At 66.0% G+C, this 12,463-nt stretch carries 16 protein-coding genes and 2 tRNA genes; 11 read left to right on the forward strand and 7 right to left on the reverse strand.

What is annotated here, in order from left to right; all coding sequences use genetic code 11:
• Positions 1-179: 179 nt before the first annotated feature.
• Entirely contained in the window at positions 180-584 is a 405-nt protein-coding gene (locus BLA15945_RS16315; RefSeq protein WP_059233511.1) for a DUF4399 domain-containing protein, read from the reverse strand.
• Between the two features lie 199 nt (positions 585-783).
• On the opposite strand from BLA15945_RS16315, the gene BLA15945_RS16320 reads away from it, so the two are divergent.
• The 7 genes from BLA15945_RS16320 to BLA15945_RS16350 all read left to right on the forward strand — a co-directional run bounded on the left by BLA15945_RS16320 (position 784) and on the right by BLA15945_RS16350 (position 4,844).
• On the forward strand, positions 784-966 hold the full coding sequence (locus BLA15945_RS16320; RefSeq protein WP_174992929.1) for a rubredoxin: 183 nt from the start codon (positions 784-786) through the stop codon (positions 964-966).
• A gap of 147 nt (positions 967-1,113) precedes the next feature.
• Positions 1,114-1,188, forward strand: a tRNA-Arg gene (locus tag BLA15945_RS16325).
• 312 nt (positions 1,189-1,500) lie between these two features.
• On the forward strand, positions 1,501-2,028 hold the full coding sequence (locus BLA15945_RS16330; protein ID WP_059233510.1) for a PAAR domain-containing protein: 528 nt from the start codon (positions 1,501-1,503) through the stop codon (positions 2,026-2,028).
• Between the two features lie 355 nt (positions 2,029-2,383).
• Complete coding sequence (locus BLA15945_RS37695; RefSeq protein WP_233464241.1) at positions 2,384-2,776, forward strand: VRR-NUC domain-containing protein; 393 nt, start codon at positions 2,384-2,386, stop codon at positions 2,774-2,776.
• A gap of 4 nt (positions 2,777-2,780) precedes the next feature.
• Positions 2,781-3,896 (forward strand): DUF3396 domain-containing protein, encoded by a 1,116-nt coding sequence (locus BLA15945_RS16340; protein WP_059233509.1) that lies wholly within the window; start codon positions 2,781-2,783, stop codon positions 3,894-3,896.
• A 320-nt stretch (positions 3,897-4,216) separates the two neighbouring features.
• Positions 4,217-4,293: transfer RNA gene (locus BLA15945_RS16345), tRNA-Met, on the forward strand.
• Positions 4,294-4,511: 218 nt separating this feature from the next.
• Entirely contained in the window at positions 4,512-4,844 is a 333-nt protein-coding gene (locus BLA15945_RS16350; protein ID WP_059233508.1) for a hypothetical protein, read from the forward strand.
• A 57-nt stretch (positions 4,845-4,901) separates the two neighbouring features.
• Here BLA15945_RS16350 and BLA15945_RS16355 read toward each other — a convergent pair whose 3' ends face one another.
• Positions 4,902-5,642, reverse strand: a complete 741-nt coding sequence (locus tag BLA15945_RS16355; protein ID WP_059233507.1) for an SDR family NAD(P)-dependent oxidoreductase — start codon at positions 5,640-5,642, stop codon at positions 4,902-4,904.
• 115 nt (positions 5,643-5,757) lie between these two features.
• Between BLA15945_RS16355 and BLA15945_RS16360 the strand changes: the two genes are divergently transcribed.
• A complete protein-coding gene (locus BLA15945_RS16360; protein ID WP_174992930.1) occupies positions 5,758-6,381 on the forward strand; it encodes a TetR/AcrR family transcriptional regulator in 624 nt (207 codons plus the stop codon).
• A gap of 36 nt (positions 6,382-6,417) precedes the next feature.
• Here BLA15945_RS16360 and eco read toward each other — a convergent pair whose 3' ends face one another.
• Positions 6,418-6,918 (reverse strand): serine protease inhibitor ecotin, encoded by a 501-nt coding sequence (gene eco, locus BLA15945_RS16365; protein ID WP_059233505.1) that lies wholly within the window; start codon positions 6,916-6,918, stop codon positions 6,418-6,420.
• A gap of 143 nt (positions 6,919-7,061) precedes the next feature.
• On the opposite strand from eco, the gene BLA15945_RS16370 reads away from it, so the two are divergent.
• On the forward strand, positions 7,062-7,376 hold the full coding sequence (locus BLA15945_RS16370; protein ID WP_034190701.1) for a hypothetical protein: 315 nt from the start codon (positions 7,062-7,064) through the stop codon (positions 7,374-7,376).
• Positions 7,377-7,572: 196 nt separating this feature from the next.
• On the opposite strand, the gene BLA15945_RS16375 is transcribed toward BLA15945_RS16370, so the two are convergent.
• Positions 7,573-7,974 carry a hypothetical protein gene (locus BLA15945_RS16375; protein ID WP_059233504.1) on the reverse strand — a complete coding sequence of 134 codons (402 nt, stop codon included), beginning with the start codon at positions 7,972-7,974 and terminating at the stop codon, positions 7,573-7,575.
• Positions 7,975-8,091: 117 nt separating this feature from the next.
• Here BLA15945_RS16375 and BLA15945_RS16380 point away from each other — a divergent pair, with 117 nt between their 5' ends.
• Together BLA15945_RS16380 and BLA15945_RS16385 are read left to right on the forward strand one after the other, a co-directional pair.
• Positions 8,092-8,472, forward strand: a complete 381-nt coding sequence (locus BLA15945_RS16380) for a DUF5594 family protein (protein ID WP_059233503.1) — start codon at positions 8,092-8,094, stop codon at positions 8,470-8,472.
• Between the two features lie 185 nt (positions 8,473-8,657).
• The gene (locus tag BLA15945_RS16385) at positions 8,658-10,025 is read left to right on the forward strand and encodes an MFS transporter (protein ID WP_059233502.1); all 1,368 of its coding nucleotides are present in this window, start codon (positions 8,658-8,660) and stop codon (positions 10,023-10,025) included.
• Positions 10,026-10,046: 21 nt separating this feature from the next.
• Here the strand turns inward: BLA15945_RS16385 and BLA15945_RS16390 are convergent, their stop codons facing one another.
• The 3 genes from BLA15945_RS16390 to BLA15945_RS16400 form a co-directional block, all read right to left on the reverse strand.
• On the reverse strand, positions 10,047-10,640 hold the full coding sequence (locus tag BLA15945_RS16390) for an AAA family ATPase (protein ID WP_174992931.1): 594 nt from the start codon (positions 10,638-10,640) through the stop codon (positions 10,047-10,049).
• Entirely contained in the window at positions 10,633-12,054 is a 1,422-nt protein-coding gene (gene otsA, locus BLA15945_RS16395) for an alpha,alpha-trehalose-phosphate synthase (UDP-forming) (protein WP_174992932.1), read from the reverse strand. The genes BLA15945_RS16390 and otsA overlap by 8 nt, the downstream gene beginning before the upstream one ends.
• A gap of 138 nt (positions 12,055-12,192) precedes the next feature.
• Positions 12,193-12,390, reverse strand: coding sequence for a hypothetical protein (locus BLA15945_RS16400; protein ID WP_174992933.1), 198 nt, complete (start codon positions 12,388-12,390; stop codon positions 12,193-12,195).
• Positions 12,391-12,463: the final 73 nt, after the last annotated feature.

Consider the following 12,463-nt stretch of genomic DNA (forward strand, 5'->3'; position numbering starts at 1 on the left):
CGGAAGCACCCATTGTACCGGGCGCGGACGCCGCCACCGGCATGGCCGGACGGATAATGCCGCAAGATCGACCGCGACGGCCGGTGGGCGGCCGCCGCGCGCGGGTCGCAGGCACCCGGCAGCGGGCGGGCGCATCCCTGTTGCAGGGATGGCCGGGATGTCCGCGCGGGTGTGACCGCTTACTTGACGTTGACGCTGATGGTCTGGCTCAGTTCGGGGCCGTACGACCGATGTGCGCCGTCGCCGAACTGCAGCGTCAGCGTGTGCTGGCCCGGCGGCAACTTGATGTCGGTTTCGGTCTGTGCCTTGCCGAAGTGCAGCGAACGTTCGCTCGCGGGAATCACGTCGCCCTTCGGGATCGGCCGGCCGTCGATCAGCAAGTGGTGATGACCGGTGTTCGGCGTCATGTCGCCGGCCGGCCGAAGCTCCATGCCTTCCAGACCGAACTTCACGTGCACCGGGTTCGACACCGTCGCGCCGTCCGCCGGTTCAACGAAAAACACGCGCGCCTCGGCCCGCGCGACCGTCGATACGGCCATCGCCGCCACGCACATCGCACCCGCGATCCACTTTCTGTTCAGCATCGCATTCTCCTTATGATTGGACAGCCCGGGAAGGATACACCGCACACACGGCATGTGTGTTTCGATCGACTTGTTCGCGATGCGTACGTTTAAAACGACGTTGCGGAGGCGTTCGGCGAAATTCCGGTACCATTGCGCCTTTCGTCCGCCGGCCAGGCCGCAGACGGCATCATCGAATTTCCATTTTCCCGAGCGTCACATGAGCGAAGTAACCGAATACCAGAGCTGGGTCTGCCTGATTTGCGGGTGGGTCTACAACGAAGAGGAAGGGCTGCCCGACGAAGGCATCGCCGCCGGCACGCGTTTCGCCGACATTCCCGCCGACTGGCGCTGCCCGCTGTGCGACGTGGGCAAGGAAGATTTCGTCGTCGTCGATTTCTGATTTCCCGTTCCGATCGCGGCTGATCACGCGATACGCGCGTCGGTGCGCATTCCGCCCCGCCGACGCGCCGCGCCTTTGCTATACTCTGCGCGCTGTCCACACCGCCGTCCGGTTCGCGTTTTTTCGCGCGATTGCCCGGACATGGCTCTCCCCGTAGTTCAATGGATAGAACAAGCGCCTCCTAAGCGCTAGATACAGGTTCGATTCCTGTCGGGGGGACCAGCCAAGCCCCAAACCTCCCCAAGATTCACAAGAAATCCCGCTTGCCCCCACTGATTTTTGAGAGTTGGCACCACATTGCCGGCCGCGTGAATTTCGGTATGAAAATGCCCCCTGGGGGTGCCTCGGCTAGAGAGAAAGCGCGGGTGTGATGCGCACTACGCTGCACGCCGCAAAAAACACGAAGTTGTATGAGCTGACCACGCACCGCCGTCTCCCTACGCGTCACGAGTCCAGCCCCCGTCAAACTTGGCAGGACAAGGGCCGATTCAGCCCGTGCTACATTCCGCTCGGGTTTACCTGAGAGGACCAAGCATGGGCTCATCATTCATTCGAGAGGGCGATACAACGTCCCACGGCGGTCGCGTGCTCGTCTGCACGTCGACCAACACCGCCTACGGCAAGCCACTGGCACTGGAGGGTGACATGGTGTCGTGTCCGAAATGCGGCGGCGTCTATCCAATCGTTGCTGTCCGGGTTCGCAGCATGACGTTCGGCGGCCGAGCGGTCGCAACGGAAGGCGACATGACCGCCTGCGGCGCGACGCTCATCGCATCGCAGGAAACGGCCACGGTTGAGCCGACGTCCAGCGCAGGCGGATCGGTCGGCGGCGGCAAGAGCGTGTTCGCGACAACCGCCACGCAAGACGACGGTGCATATCGTGGTCGCTTCCAGCTCCTCGACGACAAGACGCGCGTGCCGATCGGCAATCACCCGTACATGGTGACATCAGCAGACGGCCGAACGATTCAAGGCGTGACTGACGCGAGCGGCCACACAGGCTGGCTCAACAGCCACCAAGCGGCATCGCTGTCGTTCCATCAGCCCGGAAGCGAGGCGTGAGCGGCGGCTATTCCCCGGGGTCATCAACCGGGGGCTCAAGCACGAATGGCCAGACAACACAGGTAGGTTTTAGCGCGTCCAAGCTCTCCGCGAAGGATCGAAAGGTTCTGTGCCACACATTTTTCGAATGCAGACGGATCGGCGTCGCGACGAAAGCCGGAACCATTCAGCGACAGCGATGTGTAGAGATGCGCCTTGGGCTACCGAATGAAGTGTCGAAGATGCAGACAGGCGTTCCAACGGCATACCGTCCGGAGCAGCCTTACGACATGACGACGGATCCGCCCGAGCCGATCATGGACCATGACGAACCGCTGGAGCCCAACACGGGCATTCGCCGGTGGATAAAAGACGTGTGGCCAAGCAAGGGGAAAAGTACGAGAAGGGAGACATCCGCCGCCCTGACGTTGTTATCGTGAACGACCCGTCGATACCTCCAGTGCAATCGAACATCAAGACCGTTGTGGAAATGAAGTTCCCCGGCGACAGCTACGGTCCCGATCAGGAGGACGACTATATCGAAATTGCAGGCAGCCCCTCGAAGTTTGTCCACCTCGGCGCAGCAGACTGCGGATGTGGGGACGACGACGGTCAGAAGAAAACTTCGCGCTCAACACGATCCGCGCGACAATCCGAGCTCGATGACTTGTTCGACGGCAGTAGCAGCGCCCCCGGAGGCCCGGCACTCCCACCCGTGATCGGGCCGGGACCCGGTCCGTCATCTCCTATACCTGCCGGTCCGTTTTAACGCCATGACGAACGACGAAATTGCAGCTTGGGCAAAGGATCCGCGCCGCGTGGACACCATGCCCTTCGGGCTTTACGAACCCGCTTACCAAAAAGCGATCACCGGCGCCGCTCTCGTAGTGCGGGGTGTGCTCTACTTCCGCAACGGCTTCACCCCGGAGGTTCGGCAAACGCTAGTGCGCTGCTTCAAGCAGTACAGCGCGGCGATCGAGGAGTATCAGCACGCACTCGAAGTGGCGAACGGCCAAACTCAGTCACAGTCCGGACCGCTATGCTGGTTCTACGCCGAGGGCGAAGAGCCGATCCCGTACGACAAGGCTCCGGGATTCGAACACCTTGCTGCAAGCGTTCCGGCTGACGAAACCCTTGCGGTTGCGATGACCAACGCCGAGCACAAACTCGCCACCGGGTTCTATGACTTCACCGTGTTCGCGCTCAGCGAAAAGAAGGCAGCGCGAAGACGCGGGCTCGATGGCCTGGCCTTCACGGTACCGCGTGCATTTGTCACACACCGCCCCGGCGTATTCGAAACGCTGTTTCGAGCGTTTGCCGAAGCATTACCGACGATCAGCGGCCACGGTGGGCTTGCCGTCAACGTACCGCCGATGGGCCGCCGGCCGAATGAAGCCAGCGAATACTTCTACGCACGCCGCTTCGGTCCGGGCATCGACGTCGGCGATCCGATGCGCTCGAATGTCCGCAAGCTCTATACGAAAATCAAGACGGTCGACTGGCTGAACGCGCTCGACGCCGAGTTGGTCGAGGCGGCCGGCGGCGCGTCGTCGCTTGCGCTCCCGCCAGACTGGTTCGGCCGTCATCCACTGGGTGACGGAGGCTCGATCATTCAGGCTGGCGTTGCACCGGAATCCGGCGTGTCCAATGGGCCCGGGGTCCCCGTCTCTCCTCCCGCAGCATATGTGCTGTTGAATCACGCGCTGCGGCGGATCGTTGTCGACACCCTCGATACCCTGCAGGACGGGACGCTCGACAGCACTGCTCCGATGCTCAACACCGCTGTAGCGACCGAGGCGTGGCTCGGGCGATTCAACGTCCCGGACGATGAAATAAGCCACTACTGGTTCGAGCTGCGCAAGACGCCGACGTTGCCCGCATCTCCGTAGTGCCCCAACCGGGCCGGTCAATCCGCCTGTCGTCTTCGCGACGGCCGTCGCCCAAAGATCGTCGCATGGCCGGCGAGAAACGCGTCGGCCATCACCGATCGTCCCCATCGGACCGCGCAGGCACACAAATGACGGGCGGCATAGCCATGTGTGCCTGCTCGCGCGAGGAACGTGAAGCGCTTCCAGAACCAGCATCGTGTGCCGGCAGCCCAAGGTCCAGGCGATACTCGTTGTGCGCTTCGTCTTCGACATCGAGCGGATCGGCCGGCCATCTTCCGGAATCGTTTGACTCCTCGCATCAGCCCTAGTACACTTCGCGCCGCGGGGTGGAGCAGTCTGGCAGCTCGTCGGGCTCATAACCCGAAGGTCGTAGGTTCAAATCCTACCCCCGCAACCAAATGCCGAAGCCCGCTCTGCGAAAGCAAGCGGGCTTTTTGCTGTTCGGCGTTTCGCGAACGTTGTGCGCGCGTGCAGCCACGCACACGGCCGGCGATGCAATCAAGTCTTCACCCTGACCTGCGACACGCGACCGCACCGCCCCCATTCGCCGCAGACCTACACCGCACATTGCGTAGAATTCCGAACCTTCTTCAGTTCAGCAAACGGACTTCTCCAATGATTCGAACGATCGCGGCGCTCGCCGCGCTTTCAGTGATGGCCGGCACGGCAAACGCCGCCGATACCGGCACGGCCCCCGCCAAACAGCGCTACGTCAGCCCAGGCATCGCCAACGTCACAGCCGCGGCAGCACCGCATCAGGCGCCCTCATCCTCCAACGCCCGCTGCCGTGAACTGGCCGCGGGCATCGACGCGGTAACGCACTCACCCGACCGTGGCCAGAAGATCGTGCGCGGAATGGGCCCGGACGGCAAACCGCGCAACGAACTGCGCGCCTACGACAAACGGGCCGACCTGGAAGCCGAGCATCAGCGCCTCGGCTGCCAGTAACGAATCACGAACAACGAACGCATCGCCACCCGGCCAGCTCACGCCGGCCATCGGCCTTTACGCGTTCGCACCGCCGTCGATCGTCAACCCGGTCCCGTTGATCGACCGCCCTTCCGGCCCGACGACGAACGCCACGAGCGCAGCCACGTCATCGGCCTTGCCGTACTGCGGAATCGCCATCCGCGAACGCTGCGCGCTCGCATGTTCGCCGTCCGCCGGATTCATGTCGGTATCCGTCGACCCCGGATGCACGATGTTGACCGTGATGCCGCGCGAGCCGAGGTCGCGCGCGAGCCCTTGCGTCCAGCCGATCAACGCGGCCTTGCTCGCCGCATAGAGGCTGATCCCCGCATCGGGCACGCGCGTCGCGAGGCAACTGCCGGTCGACACGATGCGCCCGCCCTCCCCGAGATGCCGCGCCGCCGCCTGCGACGCGACGATCACCGCGCGCACGTTCACGTTCAGCGTCGCGTCGATATCGTCGAGCGTGAGGTCATCCAGCGCACTCCCCCGGAAAATCCCCGCGTTGTTGACGAGAATGTCGAGCCCGCCGAACGTCTCCGCCGCGCGGTCGACCGCATTGCGCACGGCAACCGGATCTGCGCTGTCGGCCTGGATCGCGACGGCACGACGCCCCAGCGCCTCGATGCTCGCGACAACGGCCTGCGCCCGCTCGGCCGATTTTTCGTAGGTGATCGCAACGTCCGCACCATCGGCCGCCAGCCGTTTCGCGATCGCTGCGCCGATGCCGCGGCTGCCGCCCGTGATGAGTGCACGTTTGCCCTGAAGTCGGTTCATGTCGGTTCCTTTCCTCATTTATGTAACGACCAACACAGAATGTGGCAAGTTGCGCCGCACAGTCAATTGATTTATTTTATCGATCGATACAGATATCGACGATGGGACGGATGCAATGGCTGAACGAGGCCGACCGAGGAGCTTCGACAAGGAAGCGGCGCTGGATCGCGCGATGGAGGTGTTCTGGCGCCTCGGCTACGAGGGTGCGTCGATGACGGACCTAACGGCCGCGATGGGCATCGCGTCGCCAAGCCTGTATGCGGCATTCGGAAGCAAGGAGACATTGTTCCGGCAGGCGCTCGATCGCTACGGCGCCACGGAAGGACGGGAAATCTGGGAGGGTGTCGAACGCGCGGGCAACGCGCACGACGCGATGCAAAACTACCTGATGAATACCGCACGCGTATTCACGCGGCGCTCGAAACCGGCCGGCTGCCTGGTCGTGCTGTCGGCGCTGCATCCGGCCGAACGCTCCGATACGGTCCGGCAAACGCTGATCGCGATGCGCGAGGGTACGGTGGAGGCGCTGCGGGAGCGCCTCCGGCAAGGCGTCGCAACCGGCGAGATCTCGGTACACGCGAACCTCGACGCGATTGCCCGCTACTACGTGACGGTTCAGCAGGGCATGTCGATCCAGGCGCGCGACGGCGCGAGCCGCCGCGATCTGGAGGCCGTCGCACAGGCCGCGCTGGCCGCATGGCCGGCGCTCGTCGGTGCGAGCAGCACGGGCGGCGCGTAGCGGCAGGACCCCGCCGCGCGCGACCGCACCGGCGGGTTACTGCTTCGCCGCGTGCTGCACGTCCTTCGACGCATGCCACACGCGATAGCGCACCTCGAAGCCGTCCGGTACATAGACGACGAGCGGCAGGCGGCTGTTGTAGCGCAGCAGCTGGCCGTCACCGCGCACCTGCACGAAGCGTTGCTGCGGCGCCTGGCCCGGGCACGCCATCAGCGTCGAGGCCGGGCCCTTCACGTCGGTGAGCTGGTAGTACGTATAACCCCAGCCCTTCACGTCCTCTGCGCTCAGCTCGCCGCCGAACCACTGCTGGTTGCAGTCGGTCTGCAGCGTCTTGCCGATCATCAGCTCGACGCGGGCATCGCCCTCGTTCTCGAGCGCGGGCAGCCCGATCACGACGCGCTGCTGGCCGGCCGCTGCCTGCGGAAACATCTTGATCGACTCGGCCGGCACGGCGGGCGCCGATGCGGGGCCCGCCACGCACGCGGCGGCAGTCGTTACGCAGAAAGCGGCCAGTGCGGCCCGGATCGCGAATTTCATCGATGTGCTCCTGAAAAACAAATGAGCCCCGGATGCTAACACTTTCGCATCAGGACCTTACGGAGCTGTAATTTGCAGACACAATTGCAAACAGTCGCCGGTTCCCGTGCGCGGTACTTATACGGCAACCAACGGAGAACATCATGCTGAAGCTCATTGCTGCCGCCGGCGTCGCCACCCTGCTGGCCGGCTGCGTCGTCGCCCCGGACGCCGGATACGGCTACGGGCAGCCCTACTATTCCGATCCCGGCTACGCGTACGCGCCGTCCCCCGTGTACGGCACGGTCAACATCTGGGGCGGTGGCGGCGGACGCGACTGGGATCGCGGCCGGCGCGACTACCACCGCTGGGACGGCGATCGCGGCAACCGCGGCAATGGCTGGGGGCGCGGCGGACGCCGCGGCGACTGGAACGATGGCGGTGGGCGCGGTGACGGCGGTGGCGGCCATCGCCACTGACGCGCAATTGCAACCGTTTGTATCCGCGTGCGGCCCGCCGATGGCCGGTCGCGCGTCACGCAGCCGAACCGGTGGCCGCGCAAAAGCAAAGGCCCTCGCATGAAGCGAGGGCCTTTTGTCGTCCGGTCCGGCGAATGACCATCGGCGGGTGCCGGCCTGCCGGCGCCCTGCCCGTCCAGGCGTCGTGTGCGCCGGCTTACCAGCCGGCCGGCTGCGCGTAGCCGCCCTGCACCGGCGCGCCGCACACGTATGCACGCTGGTAGCGGTCGTAGCAATAGTTCGGGCCGTCGTCCTGGTACTGCGCCTGCTGATACGTCGGATACGCAGGCTGCTGGTACGCAGGCGCCTGGTAATACGTCGGCGGCTGATAGGCCGGTGCCTGGTACACGGGCGCCTGATACGCGACGGGCGGATTCATCGCGGACGTCACGATCGCGCCCAGCACCGCGCCGCCGATCAATGCGCCGATGACGGCGCCGCCGTCGCGGCCATGCGCGGACGCCGGGCCCGCCACGGCGAGCGAACCGGCGAGGACACACACTGCGGCAATCTTTTTCATGATGGACTCCCACGCGAAGTGGTACTGGATGCGATGCATTGTGGCGGTGCGCGGCCGTAATAGATGCAGCAAGTGGTAACGCGCGATTACCGTTATCGCGCACACCGAAACGCGTCATCCCCGTGCTACGATTTTCGGCATACAGGAGACGCCTTCATGCAGCCCGAAACCGCCCGCCGTTTCGATACCGAATTCGCCCCGCGCATCGCACAGGCGATCGCCGCCTACTTCGCCGAGCACGTGCTGACCGACGTCGTCCCGTACGGCGGTCACGGGCATCCGACGCGCGTGCAGATCCGCAGCGCGCCGCACGAGCATGTGAGCGGCTTCGAGCATCCGCTGAACCTCGAGCTGACCTGGGACACCGACGAGATCGAGCGGCTGATGGAACCGGACGGCCCGCAGCGCTTCGAGCACTACCTGGCCGCGCTGCCGAGAAAGCTCGGCGCATGGCAGGGCGCACGCGAGATCGATCTCGCGTCGCGCACGCAGGCCGACCCGCTCGTGCGGCTCGGCGGTCTCGACTTCGAAGGCTGATTGCGCACGCCGGCCTGCAGCCGCACGTGCCGGCGTCGCGTCACGCAGCCCGGTGATACACTCGACCGGCCCCGTCCCGGTGCCGCTGCGCCGGCCGGGCCGTTCATCGCCGCCTCCACCCTTCCGCATGGTTGCGCACGCAACCGGCAACCGGGCGCGCGGACAACCACGCTCTCGCTCCCGTCATGAACGCCGATACCGGCCTGCCGCTTCCGCAACGCTACTGGGCGATCGTCTGCGTCGCCCTGGGCATCACGCTCGCCGTCCTCGACGGCGCCATCGCGAACGTCGCGCTGCCGACCATCGCGCGCGACCTGCATGCCTCCGACGCCTCATCGATCTGGATCGTCAACGCGTACCAGCTCGCGGTCACGATCACGCTGCTGCCGCTCGCGTCGCTCGGCGAGCGCATCGGCTATCGCCGCATCTACATCGCCGGGCTCGCGCTCTTCACCGCGGCCTCGCTCGGCTGCGCGCTCGCCGGCTCGCTGCCGATGCTGGCCGTGATGCGCGTGATCCAGGGGTTCGGCGCGGCCGGCATCATGAGCGTCAACGCGGCGCTCGTGCGAATGATCTACCCGTCGTCGATGCTCGGGCGCGGGCTGTCGATCAATGCGATGGTCGTTGCGTTGTCGTCGGCGATCGGGCCGACGGTCGCGTCCGCGATCCTGTCGTTCGCGTCGTGGCCGTGGCTGTTCGCGGTCAATGTCCCCATCGGCATCGCCGCGGTACTCGGTAGCCTGCGCGCGCTGCCGGCCAACCCGCTGCACGACGCGCCGTACGACTTCCTGAGCGCGCTGATGAACGCATGCGTGTTCGGCCTGCTGATCACGGCCGTCGACGGGCTCGGGCACGGCGAAGGTCACGCGTACGTCGCGGCCGAGCTGGCCGTTGCGTTCGTCGTCGGCTACTTCTTCGTGAAGCGCCAGCTGTCGCAACCGGCGCCGCTCCTGCCGGTCGACCTGATGCGCATCCCGATGTTCGCGCTGTCGATCTACACGTCGATGGCGTCGTTCACGTCGCAGATGCTCGCGTTCGTCGCCCTGCCGTTCTGGCTGCAGAACTCGCTCGGCTTCTCGCAGGTCGACACGGGTCTCTACATGACACCGTGGCCGCTCGTGATCGTGTTCGCGGCACCGCTCGCGGGTGTGCTGTCGGATCGCTATTCGGCCGGTATCCTCGGCGGCATCGGGCTCGCGCTGTTCGCGGCCGGATTGCTGTCGCTCGCGACGATCGGTGCGCATCCGGGCACCGTCGACATCGTGTGGCGGATGGCGCTGTGCGGCGCGGGCTTCGGGCTGTTCCAGTCGCCGAACAACCGCGCAATGCTGTCGTCGGCGCCGCGCGAGCGAAGCGGCGGAGCGGGCGGCATGCTGAGCACCGCGCGCCTGTCGGGCCAGACGCTCGGCGCCGCGCTGGTCGCGCTGATTTTCGGGCTCTCGCCCGATCGCGGTCCGACGATCGCGCTCTATGTCGCCACGGCGTTCGCGGCAGTGGCGGCCGTCGTCAGCATGCTGCGCATCACGTCGCCACGGCCGGACACGGCGACCTGACACCGCCTCGCGCCGCTCGCGTCATGCGGCGTCGAGCGCGTCCATCACGAAGCGCACGCGCGCCTTCACGCTCGCGCGCGGCAATTCGATCAGCCGGTAGCCGTACGACGTGTAGCAATCGACCATCGCGTCATAGGTACGCTCGGCTTCCGCGAAATCCTGCCGGCGCTCGGTGTCCTGCGCATAGATCTCGGGCCACGGCGGCGCGATGAACACGCGCCGGTGATAGCGGAAGCGGCGGGCCGCGGCCTCCGCATGCGCGGGTACCGCCAAACCTGTCAGCCGCAGGTAGCCAACCACGTCCGGCACGCCACGATCGAAGAACACGGGCCCGCGCGCCTGCCGCGCGAGATGGTACGAGCGCATTTCCCAGCTCAGCATCAGCTCGGCGAACGCGGCCGGGTCGCGCCACGGCAGCGCAAGGCCGTCGACGGCCATCTGGTCGCGGATCACACCGCGCCCGGCCTCCTGCGAGCGCGCGAATCCGGCGCGCTCGAGCGCATCGAGCAACGTGCTCTTGCCCGAACCCGGGCCGCCCGTCACGACGAAGAAGCGGCCGGTTGCTTCGTCGTCCGCTTCCTCGTCGGCACCCGCGCCCGGCGTGACGTCACGCATGTGCAACCCGCCGGCCCGCACGTTGCGTGACCGACGCAGCCGCCGCGACACTGCGCAAGTCGGCAACGAACGTGTCGCGCCACACCGAGAGGTCGTTCTCGCGCAGCCGCGCGAGGTTCTCCTCGTGACGTGCCTGCCGCTCCGCGAGCGGCATCGACAGTGCGCGTTCGAGCGCCTCGGCCATCTGCGACAGGTCGTACGGATTGACGAGCAGCGCACCCGTCAGCTCGGCCGCCGCGCCCGCGAACTCCGACAGCACGAGCACGCCCGGATCGGCCGGATCCTGCGACGCGACGTACTCCTTTGCGACGAGATTCATCCCGTCGCGCAGCGGCGTCACGTAGCCGACCTGCGACATCCGGAAGAACGCCATCAGCAGGTTGCGCTCGTACTTGCGGTTCAGGTACTGGATCGGCGTCCAGTCGAGCTGCGAGAAACGGCCGTTGATGCGGCCGGCTTCGCCTTCGAGCGTTTCGCGGATGTCCTGGTAAGTCTGCACGTCGGAACGCGTCGGCGGCGCGATCTGCAACAGCGACACGCGCCCCTGCCAGCCCGGCGCGTTCGCGAGCATCCGCTCGAACGACTGGAAGCGCTCGACGAGCCCCTTCGAGTAATCGAGGCGATCGACGCTCATCACAAGCTTGCGGCCGTCGAGCGCCTCGCGCAGCATCTTCACCGGCTTGCGCGTGCCGTACTGGACGGCCGCCTGCGCGATCGCGTCGGGATGCACGCCGATCGGATAGGCCGCGACCTTCACGACGCGGCCGTGCGCATGCAACATCCCGTCATCGCTCGCCGCCCCGATTCCGCGCCGCTCGATGTAGTCGGTGAATGCCCGCTTGTCGCTCTCGGTCTGGAAGCCCGCGACGTCGTACGCGCACATGAACTTCACGAGCTCCTCGTGCGGTGGCACGAGGCGCAGCATGTCGGGCGACGGAAACGGGATGTGCAGGAAGAAGCCGATCGGGTTCTTCACGCCGAGCTCGCGCAGGTAATGCGCGAACGGCAGCAGGTGGTAGTCGTGTACCCAGATCAGGTCGTCGGGCCGCAGCAGCGCGGCGAGCTGCTTCGCGAGCATCGCGTTCACGCGCAGATAACCCGCGTACTCCTGACGATCGAAGCGCGCGAGATCGCCGCGGTAGTGAAACACCGGCCACAACGTTGCGTTCGAGAAACCGCGGTAGTACTGGTCGTAGTCGCGCCGGGTCAGCCCGACCGTCGCATAGGTCACGTTGCCGTCCCGCTGGATCGCGGGTTCGGCATCCGGCGCACCGACGATCTCGCCGTTCCAGCCAAACCAGACGCCGCCCGTTTCCTTCAGCGCGTCCATCACGCCGACGGCCAGGCCGCCCGCGCTCGGGCGCGTGTCCTCGCCGGCGGCGACACGGTTCGATACCACGATCAATCTGCTCATGCGGCTTCCCCTCCTCGATTCGATTGGCTGGCGCGCGACGCGCACCCGAGCGGACACGGCGGCCCGAAGGCGGCCGCGCGGCGATTCAGTTCCGAGAAATGCGATGAAATACGGCGGTGGAATGCAGCGACGACGAAATCAAGCGTCCTGCTCCTGGCCGAGGTCGCGTTGATAGTCGAGCCCTTCCGGGCGAGCGCCGCCCTGGTTGTGATCGCCGTCGGACGGCGTGTCGTCGGGCTTGCCAGCAGCCGGCGCCGGTGGTGCGTCGGGCTGCGGACGCGAGCGGCCTGCCCCGGCGTCGGGTGGCCGGTGGGACAACCGTTTCGAACGGCGCATGGCTGGGTGTCTCATATGTGGCGCGGCTCGAGGCCGTCGTAGAAACATTCCATAACAAAACAGTCTAGGTCGG

It is taken from the genome of Burkholderia arboris, from assembly GCF_902499125.1.
In the GTDB taxonomy this organism is placed as follows: Bacteria; Pseudomonadota; Gammaproteobacteria; order Burkholderiales; family Burkholderiaceae; genus Burkholderia; species Burkholderia arboris.